The sequence below is a fragment of the Paenibacillus oenotherae genome, from assembly GCF_019443105.1.
Classification (GTDB): Bacteria; Bacillota; Bacilli; order Paenibacillales; family Paenibacillaceae; genus Paenibacillus_Z; species Paenibacillus_Z oenotherae.
The window spans coordinates 785,786-804,883 of sequence record NZ_JAHZIJ010000001.1 but is presented as its reverse complement, the minus strand read 5'-3'; the positions used below and the strand labels follow the sequence as shown (position 1 = coordinate 804,883).

16 protein-coding genes and 1 pseudogene are annotated in these 19,098 nt (G+C 51.3%); 16 read left to right on the top strand and 1 reads right to left on the bottom strand.

What is annotated here, in order from left to right:
• The first annotated feature begins 193 nt into the window (after window positions 1-193).
• From K0T92_RS03585 to K0T92_RS03550, 8 genes and pseudogenes are all read left to right on the top strand, one after another.
• Window positions 194-499: an urease subunit gamma gene (locus K0T92_RS03585; protein WP_219871018.1), complete on the top strand. Its 306-nt coding sequence runs from the start codon at window positions 194-196 to the stop codon at window positions 497-499.
• A gap of 775 nt (window positions 500-1,274) precedes the next feature.
• Entirely contained in the window at window positions 1,275-1,643 is a 369-nt protein-coding gene (ureB, locus tag K0T92_RS03580; protein WP_219871017.1) for an urease subunit beta, read from the top strand.
• Window positions 1,640-3,355 carry an urease subunit alpha gene (gene ureC / locus K0T92_RS03575; protein WP_219871016.1) on the top strand — a complete coding sequence of 572 codons (1,716 nt, stop codon included), beginning with the start codon at window positions 1,640-1,642 and terminating at the stop codon, window positions 3,353-3,355. The genes ureB and ureC overlap by 4 nt, the downstream gene beginning before the upstream one ends.
• Window positions 3,356-3,379: 24 nt before the next feature.
• Entirely contained in the window at window positions 3,380-4,153 is a 774-nt protein-coding gene (locus tag K0T92_RS03570) for an urease accessory protein UreF (protein WP_246627809.1), read from the top strand.
• 30 nt (window positions 4,154-4,183) lie between these two features.
• Window positions 4,184-4,846 (top strand): annotated as a pseudogene (gene ureG, locus K0T92_RS03565) (urease accessory protein UreG); the annotation flags it as partial.
• Window positions 4,847-5,072: 226 nt separating this feature from the next.
• Entirely contained in the window at window positions 5,073-5,954 is an 882-nt protein-coding gene (locus tag K0T92_RS03560; protein WP_246627808.1) for an urease accessory protein UreD, read from the top strand.
• A 135-nt stretch (window positions 5,955-6,089) separates the two neighbouring features.
• Entirely contained in the window at window positions 6,090-6,542 is a 453-nt protein-coding gene (locus tag K0T92_RS03555; RefSeq protein ID WP_219871014.1) for a MarR family winged helix-turn-helix transcriptional regulator, read from the top strand.
• A gap of 3 nt (window positions 6,543-6,545) precedes the next feature.
• Window positions 6,546-8,144, top strand: coding sequence for an MDR family MFS transporter (locus tag K0T92_RS03550; RefSeq protein ID WP_219871013.1), 1,599 nt, complete (start codon window positions 6,546-6,548; stop codon window positions 8,142-8,144).
• Between the two features lie 999 nt (window positions 8,145-9,143).
• Here K0T92_RS03550 and K0T92_RS03545 read toward each other — a convergent pair.
• Complete coding sequence (locus K0T92_RS03545; protein WP_219871012.1) at window positions 9,144-9,491, bottom strand: LytTR family transcriptional regulator DNA-binding domain-containing protein; 348 nt, start codon at window positions 9,489-9,491, stop codon at window positions 9,144-9,146.
• An 875-nt stretch (window positions 9,492-10,366) separates the two neighbouring features.
• On the opposite strand from K0T92_RS03545, the gene K0T92_RS03540 reads away from it, so the two are divergent.
• From K0T92_RS03540 to sbnB, 8 genes are all read left to right on the top strand, one after another.
• Window positions 10,367-11,422, top strand: a complete 1,056-nt coding sequence (locus tag K0T92_RS03540) for an efflux RND transporter periplasmic adaptor subunit (protein WP_219871011.1) — start codon at window positions 10,367-10,369, stop codon at window positions 11,420-11,422.
• Complete coding sequence (locus K0T92_RS03535; RefSeq protein ID WP_219871010.1) at window positions 11,419-12,108, top strand: ABC transporter ATP-binding protein; 690 nt, start codon at window positions 11,419-11,421, stop codon at window positions 12,106-12,108. The genes K0T92_RS03540 and K0T92_RS03535 overlap by 4 nt, the downstream gene beginning before the upstream one ends.
• The gene (locus tag K0T92_RS03530; protein ID WP_219871009.1) at window positions 12,105-13,298 is read left to right on the top strand and encodes an ABC transporter permease; all 1,194 of its coding nucleotides are present in this window, start codon (window positions 12,105-12,107) and stop codon (window positions 13,296-13,298) included. The genes K0T92_RS03535 and K0T92_RS03530 overlap by 4 nt, the downstream gene beginning before the upstream one ends.
• Before the next feature lie 49 nt (window positions 13,299-13,347).
• Window positions 13,348-13,926 carry an RNA polymerase sigma factor gene (locus tag K0T92_RS03525; protein WP_219871008.1) on the top strand — a complete coding sequence of 193 codons (579 nt, stop codon included), beginning with the start codon at window positions 13,348-13,350 and terminating at the stop codon, window positions 13,924-13,926.
• Between the two features lie 107 nt (window positions 13,927-14,033).
• Window positions 14,034-14,804, top strand: coding sequence for a thioesterase II family protein (locus tag K0T92_RS03520; protein WP_219871007.1), 771 nt, complete (start codon window positions 14,034-14,036; stop codon window positions 14,802-14,804).
• 80 nt (window positions 14,805-14,884) lie between these two features.
• Window positions 14,885-17,059, top strand: a complete 2,175-nt coding sequence (locus tag K0T92_RS03515; RefSeq protein ID WP_219871006.1) for a non-ribosomal peptide synthetase — start codon at window positions 14,885-14,887, stop codon at window positions 17,057-17,059.
• A gap of 80 nt (window positions 17,060-17,139) precedes the next feature.
• On the top strand, window positions 17,140-18,111 hold the full coding sequence (sbnA, locus tag K0T92_RS03510) for a 2,3-diaminopropionate biosynthesis protein SbnA (RefSeq protein WP_219871005.1): 972 nt from the start codon (window positions 17,140-17,142) through the stop codon (window positions 18,109-18,111).
• A gap of 12 nt (window positions 18,112-18,123) precedes the next feature.
• Window positions 18,124-19,095, top strand: coding sequence for a 2,3-diaminopropionate biosynthesis protein SbnB (gene sbnB / locus K0T92_RS03505; protein ID WP_219871004.1), 972 nt, complete (start codon window positions 18,124-18,126; stop codon window positions 19,093-19,095).
• Window positions 19,096-19,098 lie beyond the last annotated feature (3 nt).

The following is a 19,098-nucleotide window of genomic DNA, read 5'->3' as shown; positions in this document are numbered from 1 at the left end:
TCTATGGCTGTGCGGGGAGCGATTTGTATTGGAAAATGCTTTTCATAGCTTTGCTGCGAGCGGATTAATTTTGTTGATGTGCCGTTTTTTTGGAATGTGCCACAGTGATGTTAATAAATATGACACAAAAGATTTACTTGGGGGTCAGCCGCCGTTATAATGAAGCTAACAAACATTAGGAAGAGGTGGATACATGCAGTTGACGGAACGCGAAAAGGAAAAATTGCTCATCACAATTGCCGCTGATTTGGCTCGAAGACGATTGGATCGTGGCGTTAAGCTGAACTATCCTGAAAGTATAGCGCTTATTACCTCGGAAATAATGGAAGGCGCGCGTGATGGCATGACGGTTGCACAACTGATGGAGCATGGGACGCGGATTTTGAACCGAAGCCAGCTGATGAGCGGTGTTGCTGATATGATCGACGAGGTTCAGGTTGAAGCAACCTTTCCAGACGGAACGAAGCTCGTCACGATTCATCATCCCATTGCGCATTAATATATAGAAGCTAATGAATCAGGATTAGATTGGTTTGGTTGAATAGATTGGTTCAGTGCCTAACTTAGTTCATGTGCGACCTATTATGGATGTAATCGTGGCGGCACAGGGGTGGAGTTGGGCTGAAAGGGATACCGCTTTCCTTGTCATCCCCGAAACCTTCCCGCTATACAGCTTATAAGGGGTTTTCCGCCATACAGTAGTAGCAGCTTAATCACCGTTCGCAGATGATGGGATTGGTATGAGGCTGTGATCTGTAAGCAGAAAATACCGTGCTATGGCGAGTAAACAAATGCTCATCAATAACTGAAAGCGGATTTGTTCGCCTTACAGTTGGGCAGATGGCAGGATTGAGCTTGAGCCATGATCTGTAAGCAGGAAATACCGTGCTATGGCGAGTAAGCGGATGCTCATCAATAACTGAAAGCGGATTTGTTCGCCTTACAGTTGGGCAGATGGCAGGATTTGAGCTTGAGCCATGATCTGTAAGCAGGAAATACCGTGCTATGGGGAGTAAACGGACCTCTTTCAATTGCTGAAAGCGGGATATCCCGCCTTACAGTTCACAATAGCTGGGCGCATCGCCACAGCATGGTGCATCGCCACAGTGCGGTGCACACAATTCGGCGTATGGCGAGATGATCTTTATAAGCATTCGTTATTAGCTTGTTATTTATGCGAAAGCGAGCTTTGGATTCTTATGATCGGCAAGCTGAGCTCATCAGCAGCTTGTTAGTTCCAATAACGTATCTAGTCAGATGAAGAAGGTGATTGAATGATTCCCGGACAATATCGTACTGCTCCAGGCGAGATTATGTTGAATGCGGGGCGGGCGACTGTGGAGGTTATTGTGGTGAATACGGGCGATCGGCCGGTTCAGGTTGGTTCGCATTTTCATTTTTTCGAGGTGAATCGAGCGCTCTCATTTGACCGTGAGGCTGCTTTTGGCATGAGGCTGCATATTGCGGCAGGTACGGCTGTACGGTTCGAGCCGGGCGAGGAGAAGCCTGTGCTGCTCGTCGAGCTGGGCGGACGCAAGCGTTCCTATGGCTTGAACGGCATTACGAACGGACCTGCCCAGCACGGCGCGATGCCGGAAGACGTTCGTTCAAGGCTGAACGAATGGAAGGGGGTGCAGCAATGAGCCGTATGAGCCGAAGCAGCTATGCGCAAATGTTCGGTCCGACCACAGGCGATGCGGTTCGCTTGGCCGATACAGAGCTATGGGCGCAAGTCGAGCATGATTACACTGTTTACGGTGATGAATGCAAGTTCGGCGGAGGCAAGGTAATCCGCGATGGCATGGGACAATCCAGCGGTGCGCAGCGCAGCGACGGCGTGCTGGATACGCTCATTACGAATGCCGTCATTATCGATCATTGGGGCATCGTGAAGGCCGATATCGGCATAAGGGACGGACTGATCGTTGCGATCGGCAAAGGAGGCAATCCCGACATTATGGATGGCGTTATGCCGAATATGGTTGTTGGAGCCAGCACTGAGGTGATCGCAGGAGAAGGCAAAATCATTACCGCAGGCGGCATAGATTCGCATATTCATTACATATGCCCGCAGCAGATCGAGACGGCACTCTCGTCAGGTGTGACGACGATGATTGGCGGTGGAACGGGGCCTGCCACCGGTACGAATGCAACGACCTGTACTCCGGGAGCTTGGCATATGCGGCGGATGCTGGAGGCGGCGGAAGCTTTTCCGATGAATATGGGCTTTACCGGCAAGGGCAATGCTTCGTCAGCAGGCCCGTTAATCGAGCAAATCGAGGCGGGCGCCATCGGGTTGAAGCTTCATGAAGACTGGGGAACGACACCAGCGGCGATTGATACTTGTCTGGACGTGGCAGACCGGTATGACGTTCAGGTTGCGATTCACACTGATACGCTGAATGAAGCCGGGTTTCTGGAGGATACACTGGCTGCGTTCAAGGGCAGGACGATCCACACCTACCATACGGAAGGGGCGGGCGGAGGCCATGCGCCTGACATCATTCGGGCGGCGAGCGAGCTCAATGTTCTGCCGTCTTCCACGAATCCGACGCGGCCTTTTACCATTAATACGATTGAAGAGCATCTGGACATGCTGATGGTCTGTCATCATTTGGACAGCAGCATCCCGGAGGATGTGGCTTTTGCAGATTCCCGCATACGTCCGGAAACGATTGCGGCGGAAGATATTTTGCACGATATGGGCGTGTTCAGCATGATCAGCTCGGATTCGCAGGCGATGGGGCGTGTGGGCGAGGTCATTATTCGAACATGGCAGACAGCGGATAAAATGAAGCGTCAACGCGGCCCGCTGGAGGGGGATGCTGAAGGTGCGGACAATGAGCGAATTAAACGATATATTGCCAAATATACGATTAATCCGGCCATCACGCATGGAGTTTCTCATCTCGTCGGTTCCCTTGAACCTGGCAAATTCGCCGATCTTGTCGTATGGAGCCCGATGTTCTTCGGCGTCAAGCCGGATATGATCCTGAAGGGCGGTACGATTGCTTATGCGCAAATGGGCGATCCCAACGCATCGATCCCGACGCCGCAGCCTGTATTCGGCAGAATGATGTTCGGCGGCTTCGGGAAAGCAGTTGGAAGTGGCTCCATCACCTTCGTCTCCCAGGCCGCTTATGACAGCGGAATTGCAGCTGAGCTAGGGTTAAACAAGCGGATCGAGCCTGTTAAGGGCTGCCGCAGCATTACGAAGAAAGATATGATCCATAACGGAGCAACGCCTAAGATCGAGGTTGATCCCGAGACCTATGAGGTGAAAGTGGACGGTGTTCCAGCTGTCTGCGAACCGGCAGAGGTGCTGCCGATGGCGCAGCGGTATTTCCTGTTCTAACAGGTGGAGGTGGCGTAAACGTCCATGGATGCAGCAAAGACACATATACAGACACATATGCAGACAAACCAGCCGATCACTTCCGCTCAGAATACGGGAATCGGCGGTCATCATCCGCTCCCGTGGCTGGCGCTCCAGCAATTGCTCGATTCAGCGCTTCCGATCGGCGGGTTCTCCCATTCATTCGGTCTTGAAACATTAGTACAGGAAGGTGCGGTGAGGACGAGTGCTGATATGGAGCTGTACGGGGAGGTCATGCTGCGCCAAAGCTGGGCATCCGCAGATGCGATGATTATTAAAGCCGTCTATCGTGACGCTCCGGTTGGCGATTGGGATTCGCTATGGGCCGTTGAACGGCTGGTGCACACAGCGCGAACGGCTTCGGAATCCCGCATCGGAGTGGAGAAGATGGGCAGAAGGATGCTGCAATTAATGAGCAGCATCTATCCACAGATGGACTGGAGCCCCCTTACTAACGCGCACAGCAGTGGCCGCTGCTTCGCTTCGCACCCGCTTGCGCACGGATTTGCATGCTACAGGCTTGGCATCGCGCTTGATACTGCGGTACAGGGCTATCTGTACACCTGCATCGTCACATGCGTGAACAGCGCGCTGCGGCTTATGTCCATCGGACAGACGGAAGGCCAGGCGATTATCGCCCGGCTGACAGCGAAGATAGCCCCTGCCTGGACGGACGTGGCTTCCAATGAGCCGGAGGATGCATACTCCAATATGCCGCTGGCCGAGATCGCGATGATCCGTCATGAAACGTTGTATTCAAGATTGTTTATGTCTTAGTTGCTATTCATTCATAAGGAGGAACACATTATGTGTCAGGGACAAGGTCAGGGACATCATCACCATGGGTGGGAGCAGCCAGCACTGGATCGCTCGCGGCCTATCCGCATTGGAATCGGGGGCCCTGTAGGCTCAGGCAAGACGGCGCTTGTGGAGCGGTTGGCCGGAGCGCTGAGCGGCAAGTATAGTCTGGCTGTTATTACGAATGATATTTATACAAAGGAAGATGCCCGTATTCTGGCTGCGACAGGTGTGCTGCCGGAAGAGCGGATTATAGGGGTGGAGACAGGCGGCTGTCCGCATACGGCGATCCGCGAGGATGCATCCATGAACTTCGAGGCTGTGGAAGAGCTGACGAATCGGTTCCAGCCGCTTGATATTATTTTCATCGAGAGCGGCGGCGATAATCTGGCAGCGGCCTTCAGTCCGGAGCTGGTCGATCGTTTTATCTACATTATAGATGTGGCTCAAGGGGAAAAAATCCCGCGCAAAGGCGGGCCTGGCATTATGCGCTCCGACCTGCTCGTCGTGAACAAGATCGATCTCGCCCCTTATGTGGGAGCAAGTCTGCAGGTTATGGAAGAGGATACGATACGGATGCGCAGCGGACGTCCTTACGTATTCTCCAATCTGTTCGGCGGCCAAGGCGTAGATGACATCGTTGGCTGGCTGGAGCACGAGCTTGCCCATGCCCATGGACTCCAGCATAATCACGGACATGAGCATGAGCATAACCATGCACAAACTCACGAGCATACCCATGCACATACACACGAACATACTCACGAGCATACCCGTGCACATACACACGAACATACTCACGAACATACTCACGAACATACCCATGCACATACACACGAACATACTCACGAGCATACCGATGCGCATGCCCGCGATCATAAAGGCACGGATGTTCCTCATGGACACCAACAGGTTCATGCCGCTGACCATTCCCATTAGTTCGATGCAAGCCCGGGTATCGGAGCTGCGTGCCGAATTCCAGTGCAGCAGCGGGGTGACGCATCTGGTCTCCAAATATCATACAGCCCCGATCAAGATCGCCAAAGTTTTTCCGCTTGGCGGCCCGGCAGGTGTCATCGTAATGGATGTATCACCGGGACTGCTCGCCGGCGACCGCTATGAGCTGGAATGGAAGATCGGTCCGAATGCTCATGTCTACATGACGAACCAGTCATTCACCAAGGTGCATCCTTGTGGGGATCCTGTTCGCGGAGGATCGTCTATCGTGCAGAAATTCCAGCTCCAGCAGGGTGCTGTCGTGGAATCGATGCCAGAGCCGATCATGCTGTACAAGGATGCTGCCTTCGTGAATGAGACGGAAGTGCAGCTCTCGTCAGGCTCGGTATGGATGCAGGCCGAAATTGTATGCCCGGGACGGACGCTTCGCGGCGAACGGTTCCAATACCGCTCCTATCGCAACCGGCTCCGTGTTCGGCACGAAGGGGAATTAATCTATGCGCAGAACGGATTAATTGAGCCGGGCAAGCAGCTTTTGACCGCTCCGGGCTGTCTGGGGGGAATGACCCATACGGGGGTGCTCTACGCATTCTCCGATGCGATAACCTCCCGGCATGTAGAGGCTGTACGGAATGCGATAGCTGCCTTGCCCCAGCGGGAAGGGCAGCCTGTCCTTGCAGGGGTCACTGCGACACATAAGTTCGGCATCGCAGTAATGACAGCAGGCATGGCCGCATGGCCGCTGCAAGAGGTGCTGGCTGAGGCATGGCAGACGCTTCGCCGTGTATTGCTCCATCAAGCTCCACTGCAATTTCATAAATAAATGAGCGGCGGCTTTGCCATCCTGATGGCAGAGCCGTTTTATTTTACCGTTAAATAGTTTACTACTAAATACTTTACAACTAAAATATATTGAACTAAAATACTATCACAAACGTTTAGAAGGGAGCGGTTAGCAATGACAAATGAGCGTCAGCAGGAAATATTCGCGCTGGAGCGCGTGTTTATTCAAGTTAAGCGCCGGATGGATTGTGAGTGGAACAAGGAAAATATCGGGCTTACGGCTATTCAGGGACGGATACTGATTCGGCTTTTTGAAGACGGGCCGCAGAAGGCTTCTGTGCTCGCAGAGAAGCTGTATATTACTGCCGGAGCCGTAACAGGCATCGCGGATAAGCTGCTTGATATGGGACTTATTGAGCGGGAGCGCGATATGGATGACCGCCGTGTCGTCTATCTTGTTCTGGTGGAGCAGGGACGCGAGCTTGTCGAGAAGCTTCGTGCGAAACGAGCCGCTATTATGGATATGATGTTCGCGGGATTATCAACCGAGGATGTCAGCGAATTGACCCGTATATTCAATCAAATCATTACGAATATGGATGAAGCGAATGTAGAGGAGAAAAAGTAAGATATGGAGCATTTAGATCAAAGGAAAAAGACGACGATTATGGTAGCGGTGCTCGCGGCCCTGTTGTTCGCAGCATTGAACCAAACGATTGTCAGTACCGCACTTCCGCGTATTGTGGAACGTCTGGGCGGCATGGAATATTACAGCTGGGTGTTTACTGTCTATATGCTTACTTCAAGCATAACGACGATACTTGTCGGCAAGCTGTCTGATATTTATGGGCGCCGCCCCTTTATTCTTGTAGGGATTGGCATCTTTCTTATCGGCGCTTTCCTGTGCGGAACGTCAGGCGACATCATTCAGTTGATTATTTATCGCGGTATTCAGGGGCTGGGCGCAGGCATGATTATGTCCACCTCATTTGCAGTAGTTGGCGATCTGTTCGCTCCACGGGATCGGGGGCGGTGGCAGGGAATTATGACTGGTGCTTTCGGGCTTGCCAGTGTGCTTGGCCCTACACTCGGCGGTTATATTGTGGACCACTTGGAATGGAATTGGGTTTTCTGGGTTTTTCTTCCTGTAGGTATTATTGCATTCGTGCTTATTATGATGATGTTTCCCAAGGTTGCGCGCAAAGAGGGGGAATCGGTCGATTATTGGGGTTCTACGTTGCTGACCTTAACGATGGTTCCTATGCTGCTTGCTTTCACCTGGGCGGGCTCAAAGTATGACTGGGGATCGGCGCAAATTATCGGCCTTCTTGTTGTAACACTGGTAGCTTTGATGGGCTTCATCTTCATTGAGCAGCGTGTCAAAAGTCCTGTGCTGCCTATGAACTTGTTCAGGAACAGCACGTACTCGCTATCGAATCTGATCAGCTTTATTCTGGGAGCCGGGATGTTCGGAGCCGTTATGTACATGCCATGGTTCATTCAAGGTGTTATGGGTACCTCTGCAACATTGTCGGGTTATGTAACGATGCCGATGATGCTCAGTCTCGTTCTTGGCAGCGCAGTCGGCGGACAGCTGGTTACCCGAACGGGCAAATACAAGCTGCTGGCTCTATGCGGGACAGTAATTATGGCAGCGGGAATGCTTCTGCTCGCCTTTATGGATCTTTCAACGACGACATGGGATGTTATCCTGTTCATGATTGTTACAGGTCTTGGTCTGGGGCTGGCAATGCCGGTCTTCTCTCTAACGGTGCAAAATTCAGTTGACTCCAGCCAGCTTGGCGTTGCGACAGCATCATCGCAGCTGTTCCGCTCGCTGGGCGGTACAATCGGAGTTGCCATTATGTCAACGGTGCTGTCGCATCGGCTAACGGACAAGATGATGGCGGGAGCCGGGGCTGCGCAGCAAGATGCCGCAGCACTGCCGGAGGAAGTGAAGCCTATATTCGGGCTGCTGCATGATCCGCAAATTCTGCTCGATCCGGAGAAGCTTGAGCAAGCGCAAGGGCAGCTGCCCCTTGAACTGCAGCAGGTATTCCAGCATACGGTCGATATGCTGAGAGAAGCGCTTAGCTATGCACTGTCCGGCGTATTTCTTGCGGGAGCGATCGTTATTGCCTTATCGATCGTGCTCACCTTCTTCGTGAAGGAAGTTCCGCTTCGCAGCGGCTCGCATAAGAACAAGCGCCAGGAAAAAGCCGAGGCATAGCTTGTCGCTGCATTAAGCCTTGTCCGTCAGTATGCATAGCATATTTGACGGACGAGGCTTTTTTGCACCGTGCGCAACTCCCGGCCGCGCGGTGTTGTTGCTGCATGACAGCGGCAGGTCGACCACGTATCAGCGCATCGTGCGCAGCTAGAGGCACGTGGCATGGAGGTGCTTGGAGGCGGTTAGCCGCCGTTTCCTTTTTTATCGGAAGTTTTCGTCGTTGTATTTTTCCGGGCATGTCCCTGCTGCTTGGCCATAAGTGAACACCTCCTCTCGTGTTATGGAGTTTATTGTGCGTTTCGGCGCAGCGGTTAAAACAATGATAAGGTGGGAAATATTAGTCTGTGAATGGCGGGACGTGCACCAGTGTATGACTTCATCACATCCGGATGGTGACACTCGTACCGCCCCACTGCGCGGACTGGGTAATACTGGGTTTTACATGAGGTGGATCTGAGTGAAGAGTGAAGAGGGAACAGGAAAGAGGGAACGGGAGAGATAAGAGGGAAGGGCGAAGAGTGAAGAGCGAGGAGTGAAGGTGAAGAGTGAGGAGTGAGGAGTGAGGAGTGAGGAGTGAGGAGTGAGGAGTGAGGAGCGAGGAGCGAGGAGTGAAGGTGAAGAGTGAAGAGTGAAGAGCGAGGAGTGAAGAGCAAGAAACGAAGAGGAAAGCCTGCGTAAGTGCATGATTTTTGCCCAAGAGAAGCCGTTGAAGGTGGAATGCCTGCGATTATGCAGGAATTGGAGGCTGGTAGCGCTCGAAAAGGGCAAATACGGCGAAATGCCTGCGCTTTGGCAGGCATTTCGTCTTTAGCAGGCCGAAAAGAGAAAAAACCTGCTCTTTCGCAGGCATGTTCAATGTTTGTGGAATCGTGCCCTTGGCAACGGGATGCAACGCAACAGTCCAAAGGAACGCAACAGTCCAAGATAACGCAACAGTCCAAAGTGACGCAGCACTGCTATTGGCAGGTCTTCAATCGTTTTCGTCTTGCTGCATTACATTTACATGGCGATTGATTTGCGCGCGGATAATAAGTTTCTGATGTGCTGCTGCTTCCATTTGGATATAGGCAATTGTTTCGGATAGGTGCCGTCCTGGGCGAAGTGGAGCATGCCGTCTGTGAGCGACAGAACCTTGTTGAGATTAATGTAGCATCGGGAGCTTATTTTGACGAAGTGGCCGTCTGCGAGGTAGCTCTTCAACTGGTCTGCGGAAATGTTTCTTCTAATATTATAGTTCCTGCCGTGGAAACTGACTGTGCCGAGCCTGCCAACTTTGAAGTAGTAAATATCTTTCTGAACCTCGAAGCTTTCGTACAGGCTCTTTCCTTCCATTCCAACTTTCATCATGTGCAATCCCCCTCTAAGATGAAATTGTTAGCGCTTTCATGATGATGATAACATAGTTGATTGAAATTTCAAACGGTAAGAAAAGGCAATTAGGCCATCGTAATTCTCATGTTGTTTCTCATGACAGTGTTATAGTTATTAACTCCAATCCGTAATTTTGAAACCTTTTTCTGGAGTCATTATCAGCTTGTCCGAAGATATGTTTCTTCTATAGTAATAGTGGCAGATCTGAACGATAGGTTCAGGGGCTTGATCGGCCGCATTAATTGTTTGCTATTTAGCCACAATTGTTAGCGCTTTATCGTCATTTTACGATATTTGCAATCATACTTTCATGCGACTTGCATAGTATGACATTTGTAAGATCATTTCCAGCGGGCGTTATTCTTCATGTGCTTTTTGTAAAGTCAGCGCGATATTAGGCGATATTACAAGGGATGTAGGTTGTAAGTATTTGGGGTTGTTGGTTTAATGACTCCAAATATGGTTTACTTCAGTAAGCCGCTGAAGGGGGAACAGAGTTTAAAGTTTTAGCAAAGACGGGTCGTTTTTCGACCTTTTGAGCCAAAAAACGGTAAAATATACCCATTTTTTTCTATGGTCTTGTAAACTACCTGCTAAACATTAAGCACTTTGTACTATTGATCAAATAATGAAATATACGGTATTTTACCTAGTGTAAGAAAACAATTACCTGAATCCGTAAGTTAAAGTCGAAATGTCTTAACTGAATTGGCCCGAACGGTTTTAAAAAAGATTTTCCGTGAGTTCAAAACCTATTAAATTGGTATGAATACTATACTATAATAGAGGCATACATATCCCGTCAGACACATGAACGGATTCAGGACTTATATTTAGAAAAGGTGGATGCAATGAAAAAATGGATTTGGATGATCGTCATCGTTTTGGTGGGCGGAGGGATCGTTGGCTTTCTCTTCATGAGCATGAATCAGCCTGTGGAGGTCGCACTGGGGAAAGTCAGCCAGCAATCGATGGCAGAGAAAATATACGTAAGCGGCAAGCTCGAAGCAAAGGAAACGACAGCGTTGTACTCCGATGTGAACGCATTGGTGAAGCAGGTGAAGGTCAAGGTAGGAGATCAGGTGAAGAAGGGGCAGGTGCTCCTTACGCTGAATGTGGATTCTCTTAATCAACAGCTGGAGACTGAGCGGATTAATCTGGAGCTTACGCAAGCAGAACGGCTGGCTGCCAAGCGGGATCATTTCAACCAAACGAAGAAGCAGCGGGCGGAGCAGGCAGATGCGAAGATCGAGCCCTTAAATCTGGAGCAGTACGATCTGAGGATCAAGAATCATTATGTGACGATCCGAGGCTTGGAGAAGAAATTGGCGAAAGACGAGATTACCGCCAACGCTGACGGTACTGTGACTGAGCTGTCCGTGAACAGCGGACAGATGATAAGCGAAGGCATGCAGATCGTGAAGGTTTCAGACCTCTCCGCCTACCAGGTGGTTGCCAATATTAATGAGATCGATGCCGGCAAAGTGGCGCTCGGCATGGAGGTAGACATTACTGGCGAGTCGTTCCAGGAGGTTTATCAAGGCAAGGTGGCCAAGATGGCGCCAATCGCAGTTGTTACAGATCCTGCCTACAAGGATGCATTCGTTGCGACGACAGTCGCATTGGACAAAACAAGCCCAGAGCTTCGTTCCGGATACAACGTCAACATAGAACTGGAGGTGCCAGACCAACTTAGAATCGTCGCTCCGTTAACGGCCATCGTTCAGAGCGAAGGGAAATCATATGCATACAAACTTGATGGAGACAGGGCGGTGAAGGTTGAGGTACAGACAGGCAAAGAGAACGATGAATATTTGGAGATTACATCCGGAGTTGAAGTAGGCGATCAGATTGTCGTTGAAGGCACCGAATTGCTGGAAGACGGCGCCAAGGTGGCGGCCCGATGATCACACTTCAGAATATCCGCAAAGTCTATCGCAACGGTCCGCTTGAGGTTGAGGCGCTCAGCTCGATTAATTTGACCATTGAGCGCGGCGAATTTGTAGCCATAATGGGCTCATCAGGCTCAGGCAAATCAACTTTAATGAATATTATCGGCTGTCTTGATGTGCCAACATCAGGAAAGTATATTTTGGACGGCGAGGAAGTACAGGCACTGGACGAAGGAAAGCTGTCCTCTGTGCGCAACCGCAAGATCGGCTTCGTCTTTCAAAGCTTCAATCTGCTGGGCAGACAGACTGTTCTCCATAATGTCGAGCTGCCGCTCATGTACGGCGGGGTCAGCGGCGCCAAGCGCACACAGCGGGCGCTGGAGCTGCTGGATAAGGTTGGTCTGGGCGGACGGGTCAAGCACAAGCCCACCGAGCTTTCCGGAGGCCAAAAACAGCGGGTAGCTATAGCTAGAGCATTAACGATGGATGCTCCTATTCTGCTGGCGGATGAACCGACAGGAAATTTGGATTCCAAATCTTCTGAAGATATTATGGCGTTGTTCAAGGGCATCCATGAAGAAGGCACGACAATTATTCTGGTTACGCATGAGCCGGATATTGCGGAATATGCGGAGCGGGTGCTCTGGTTCGGAGACGGCAAGCTGCTCAGGGAAACACGCAGAGGAAGTGCTGCAACATGAGTATGTTTGAGAGCATCATGGTCGCGCTTGATAATTTGAGAGTGAACAAGCTGCGCTCCTTTCTGACCATGATTGGAATTGTGTTTGGTGTTATGGCTGTCGTAACGGTCGTCTCGATCGGCCAGGCGGGCCAGGCTTCCGTGCTCTCGGAGCTGTCCAATTACAAGGACGGATTCTTCATCCTGTACAAGAGCGTCGGAGACGGCAACGCCAAAGCGGAAATTAGAATGAGAGACTTGAGCGAAGCCCGCAAGCTGGAGGGAGTCAAATACGTATCCTCAACCAACAGCTACCAGATGTCGGAGATGCGCGGCAAAGAAAAGCTGCAGTTTATCATCTCTGCTACGACCTCCGATATGGTGAAGATGCAGAAGGTTGATTTTGTAGCCGGCCGATTCTTCAATGCGCAGGAGCAGCGGGCCAGACAGAAGGTTATCGTGGTCGAAGCGGCTTATGCCGAGAAGGTATATGGAACTGCCGAACGGGCGATCAACCGGAAGGTGAAGCTCTCTGGCGGCAGCTTTCGGATCATCGGCGTGTACGCGCCGCAGAAAAGTATTTTCGGCGGGGTAGGCGGAACACAGTACAAGGCTTATACACCGATGGATTCGATGCCTGATACAGGCACCGGCACAGGACGCTATTTGAGCACATTGGAGTTTCTGGCGGAGACGCCGGAAGGCATGGATGAAACGATTCAGGAATTGAAGGAATGGCTCGCAGTCCGGCATAATGCCGAGACGGATGACTTCAAATCCCAGACAGGCAAAGAGGTACAGGAGCAAGTGTCCAGTATCTTCAGCATGCTCCAGCTTGTTATCGGCTCGATTGCCGGTATATCGCTGCTTGTCGGCGGCATTGGCATTATGAACATCATGCTGGTATCCGTAACGGAGCGGACGCGCGAGATCGGGATACGCAAAGCGATCGGGGCGACTCCGCGCGCGATCAAGCAGCAGTTCTTGATTGAATCCGTCATCCTGTCCTTCCTGGGAGGGACGGTAGGCGCGGTGCTGGGATTACTCGTAGGAGCGCTAGCTTCTCTAGTACTGAGCCTGCCTAACGTGGTATCGATCTGGGCCATTGTTCTGGCATTTGGCTTTTCCGCTACTGTCGGTATTTTCTTCGGTTACTACCCCGCGAATAAAGCAGCCAAGCTGCAGCCGATTGAAGCGTTGCGATATGAATAGCCATGCTGGCACCGCCCTAATGAAGACAGGCTGCGGGGGGATGCTCCAGATGAGGCATGCGGAAGAGTTTGAGCATTTTATCGAACCGCATTTGCAGACGCTTCACCATCATTGCCTTTATTTGACCCCTTCCGAGTGGGATGCGGAAGATCTTGTGCAGGAAGTGTTGATCAAGGCTTATCAATATTATCTAAAGGCCGGAGCAATCCGGCATCCTTCAACACTTCTGTACAAGATGACCCGCAATATATGGATTGATGGGCTGCGGAGACACCGAAGAACGGTGGTATCGGTACATGCCGAAGCTGATCTTCCCTACTCGGATGCGAATTATGCAGCGGCAAGAGGGCTGGTGGAATGGCTGGCTGAACATCTGTCCGAGCGCGAGGCCTATATGCTCCTGCTATCGGAGGTATTCAGCTACTCCTACCAGAATATTGCCGATGAGCTCCAATGTACGGTTGCTACTGTCAGAATGGTGCTTCACCGATCCAAACGAACACTTCGTATTACTCGCGATGCGCGGCGCAACCGGCCCGCAGGTAAACGAATGTCAGAATATTCAGTCGAATATTGGACGAAGGCGATCATGAACGACGAGCCAGGTCGCATCATGCAATTTGTTTAGGCAGAATTGCAAAGTCCAACAAAGCGTCGGGAGGTCCGAAACACATTATAGAAACAGCCGCGAATGTGCTGTAAAATCAAATACTTGTCATGAAAAGAGGTAGAGAAATGGCAGCCAAGCTTCATTCATGGTTTATGAACGCCAACGTCCATTCTCAAGCGAACATGCGATTGTTCTGCTTCCCTTATGCAGGCGGGGGGGCTAGCATTTATCGCGACTGGCCCCAGCTTTTCCCTAAGGATATGGAGGTTTGTGCAGTCCAGCTTCCCGGCAGAGAGAACAGGGGAATGGAAGCGCCGATTAGTTCCTTGACTGGAATTGTACAAGCTGTTGTTGATGAGATTCAACCGCTGCTCAATGTTCCGTTTGCTTTTTTCGGTCACAGCATGGGGGCGCTGCTTGCTTATGAAACAGCCCGCTATCTTGGCAAAAAATACAATAAAATCCCCACTCACCTATTCGTTTCAGGACGATCTGCTCCCCAGCTCACGCGCTCCAATAGCAAGATCTATCTGCTCCCAGACGACGAACTTATCCAGCAATTGCGGGTTCTGAAAGGAACGCCGGAAGCCATTTTGCAAAATGATGAATTGATGGATGTGCTGCTGCCAAGATTTAGAGCTGACTTCGAAGTGTGCGAGACCTATTCCTTCTCCCTGGATGAACCTATCTCTTGTCCAATTACCGTATTCGGCGGAATGGCTGACGATGAAGTCAGCGTGGAGGCTCTTGCTGCATGGAAGGAACTTACGCGGAATGAGTCCGACCTGCTTATGCTCGAAGGGGATCACTTCTTCCTGCATGAGGAGCAGGAGAGAATCGCGGAGAAGATCAATGGCAGCCTGAGCAAGACCCCTGTTATTCATCATGCGTACTAGACGAATTCGACGGATTGCATCCAAGTGTATCCGTGAACATACGAGTATCTAAAGCAAACGATCAGGAGTGAAGAATAGAAATGATCATACAGAACCCGATGCTGCATGCAGCATTCTTGAATAAGGAAACGGCTCCAGAGCAACTGGAGCTCTACTTGAAGCGGCTGCTTGCGGAGCAGTCCTTCAAACAATATGAGCTGGAGCTTGGCGAGGCGGCCAGCCGGATGATGAATGAGCTTGCCGGTCGCTGGCAGCTGACATTAGACAGCCTCGTGCTTGGAATCTGGGGAGTGCTGCTGTCCAGGTATACCGATGAGTACGAGCTAGCCTTGAACTTCGCCGTTATGAAGGACGGACTTCCAAGCCTCTTCTCCATCGAGACCGTGCTGGACGAGCAAGCGGGATTTGGCGAATGGGTGCGGGGCCTTCAGCAAGCGACAGTGGAGGCGGCTGGCGGCAGCGCAGTATCGCCGGGCAATGAGGTGGCGAAGGCTGATTTTCATGTGTATGCAGCAGCTGCAGGAGAGCAGTGCGTGGTCACATTTATTTATAACGAAGCGGTGTACGATCGCCAGCTTGCCGTACAAGCAGCTCAGCATTTTCAATGTATTGTCCAAGCCGTCGCAGGCAACCCGGACATTGCCCTGAAGGACATCGACATCTTGACGAACGAGGAGAGAGACCTGCTTCTGACAGCGTTCGGCGGAGCAGCATTTTCTTTCTCAAGAGATAAATCCATCCACCACTCCTTCGAGGATCAAGCTGCAGCAAAGCCGGACGGCATTGCGCTCATTTATGAAGACGAGAGGTTCACTTACAGGGAAGTTAACGAGAACGCGAACAGGCTGGCACATTGGATCATCGGGCAAGGTGTAGGCAAGGAGCAGCTGGTAGCTATTCTGATGAATCGCGGGCCGCGCATGGCGGAGAGCATTCTGGCCGTCTGGAAAGCGGGAGCAGCCTACATACCGCTTGATCCAGCATACCCGCTCGAACGAATTAAAGGCATTCTGAGCGATTCCGGCTGCTGCCTCGTTCTGACGGATACGGAAGCGGCTCCCCCGCTGCTGCAGCAGGAAGTGTCCTGCCCGGCTGCCTATCTGGACAGCCTGCAGAGCGAGCTGGAACGCTGTCCGGCCGACAATCCCAATGTCCATGTTGATATTCACCAGCTAGCTTATGTCATCTATACATCCGGCTCGACAGGCAAGCCTAAGGGCGCAATGGTCGAGCATCTGGGGATGATGAATCACTTATATGCCAAGACGAATGATCTTCAGATTACCGGTGACAGCATTGTCGTGCAGAATGCATCCCATTGCTTTGATATCTCGGTATGGCAATATTTTGTGGCGCTGGTCGCCGGAGGCACAACGCTGATTTATCCGAACGATCTGGCGGCAGACCCGGATTCGCTTATCGACTGTGTCATTGCCGATGAGGCGACTATCCTTGAGGTTGTCCCTTCGTATCTCTCCGTCATGCTGGAATTTCTGGAGTCGGATTTCCGTGAATTCCCGCAATTGAAGGCGCTTGTCGTCACCGGAGAAACATTAAAGGGCAACGTGGTGAAGCGTTGGCTTGAGCTGTATCCCGCTATTCCGATGGTCAATGCCTACGGCCCGACTGAGGCCTCCGATGATATTACCCATCACATTATGAACGAAGTGCCCGAGCTGGATACGATTCCGGTGGGCAAGCCCGTGCATAATTTTCAAATCTACATTGTCGACAAAGGAATGCGGCTTTGCCCTATGGGGGTGAAGGGAGAGATTTGCGTCTCCGGCATCGGTGTCGGAAGAGGATACTTAAACGATAAAGTCCGTACGGAAGCGGTATTTATGTCTGACCCGTTCACGGATGAAGCAGGCCGCCGTCTCTATAAGACAGGCGATCTTGGCAGGTGGCTGCCGGGCGGAATTATCGAGTTTTTCGGAAGAAAGGATCATCAGGTCAAGATCAGAGGCTTCAGGATCGAGCTGGGCGAGATTGAGAACAAGCTGGTCAATCACCCTGACGTCAATGAAGCGGTCGTAGTTGATCTGGAGGATGAGATCGGAACCAAATATCTGTGCGCTTATCTGGTCGGAAGATCCGGCATGGATACTGCGGCGGTCAAGACTTATATCTCGCAATTGCTCCCGTACTACATGGTTCCGTCCTATTTGATCCAGCTGGATCAGATGCCGGTTACCCCCAATGGCAAGGTGGATCGCAAAGCGCTGCCACGGCCTAACGCTATGGCGCTTGTTTAACTTACCTATTGCATGACGACCCCAAGATAGATAACAAGATTTCGGCGAAAAAATAAGAGAGAGAATAGAGGGAAGTAGATATGGTAAATCAAGTTATTCTGGATAAGGTCGGAAACACTCCTGTCGTCCAACTAAGTCCCTCCGAACTGAACCATATTCATCTTTACGCCAAAATGGAATCCTTCAACCCAACAGGAAGCGTCAAGGACAGAGCGGCCTCCTACATCATACAGACCTTGCTGAACAGCGGCGAGATCAACAAGGAAACGGTCATTATGGAATCCTCCTCAGGCAATTTCGGCGTGGCGCTGTCCTCGTACTGCCGCTATTTCGGACTGCCGTTCTATTGCATCGTTGACCCTAATATCGCCTCGGAGAATGAGATGCTGATCCAGCGGCTCAGCACGAAGATGATCAAGGTAACGACACCGGATTCAAGCGGAGGGTACTTATTGACCCGGATCGAGAAGGTCAAGGAATTGAAGCGGGAAATTGCCAACTCCTACTGGATCAATCAGTACGGGAATCCGCTGAACGCCAGTGCTTACTACCATACACTGGCCACGGAATTATGCGGACAATTTGATCAAATTGACTATCTGTTCATGGGCGTCAGCTCCGGCGGGACGATCTCCGGCACATCGAGGAAGGTGAAGGAGATGTTCCCGAACTGCAAGGTGATTGCTGTTGATATGGTCGGCTCCGTCATCTTCGGCGGGGCGCCCCAGAAGCGGCATATTCCCGGTATCGGCTCAAGCATGACACCCGATATTCTCAAGACGGCTGTAATCGATGAGGTCATGATGGTGGATGAAGCATCCACGATCAGAAGCTGCCATGAGCTGTTGGATAAAGAGATGATTTATGCCGGCGGATCGTCCGGTTCCGTCTATAGTGCAGTCAAGCAGTATTTCGCAGGAAAAACGATAACTGGAAATCCCAATGTCGTTATGATTTTTGCTGATCGAGGCGAACGGTATGGCAATACAATTTATAATCCGTCCTGGTACACGCCTTTTCTGGAACCGAAGAAAACATTGGAGCTTATCTAAAGGAGAGAAAAGATGCTGTATCTTAACGAAAAACATGTGAAGCAACTAGGTGTAGACTGGCATGAAACGATTGAAGCGATTGAGGGAGCGGTTCGCTGTCTGGATAACGGCGATTATGCGCAGCCAGTGAAGCCCTATCTGCGTTTTCGCGATCTGAAGAATCGCATCATTGCAATGCCTGCATTCGTGGGCGGCGATACCAATTCGGCGGGCATCAAATGGATTGCCAGCTTCCCCGGGAACATCGAGCGCAATTTGCCCCGTGCAAGCAGCGTTATGATTCTGAATGATGTGGATACCGGACAGCCGACCGCTGTCATCAACACCTCTCTTCTGAGCGTTATCCGCACAGCGTCGGTGACGGGGATGATTATGAAGCATTTCATGGCGGCAAGACCTAAGCCATCCTATAAATTGGGTATTATCGGCTTCGGGCCGATTGGACAGTATCATCTCAGAATGTGCCAGCAGCTGCTGGGCGACCGGATCGCGAGCATCACGCTGTATGATCTGAGGCCGATTGATCTCGAAGCGCATGGCCTGCAAGGGGACGAGCGGATCACAATTGCAGAGAGCTGGCAGCAAGCGTATGTGGATGCTGATATTTTTATAACATGTACCGTTTCTTCCAAGCCTTACATTAACGAGGCGCCGAAGCCGGGAGCGCTCCTGCTCAACGTTTCACTGCGGGATTTCGTCGCTGATGCGATCTATCCGCATGTCAAGGATGCGATTATTGTGGACAACTGGGAAGAGGTCTGCAGGGAGAAGACAGATGTAGAGATGATGCATCTGCAAATGGGTTTGCAAGAAGAAGGAACCAGGTCAATCGTCGATGTGATCCAGAACGACTGCATCGCTCAATTTGACCCGCAGGCTGCTGTTATGTTCAATCCAATGGGCATGGCCTCGTTCGATATTGCCATCGGGCAATTCTACTCCAGGCTCGCCAAGCGTAACGGTGTCGGCCAGGAGCTTGAATAGCGG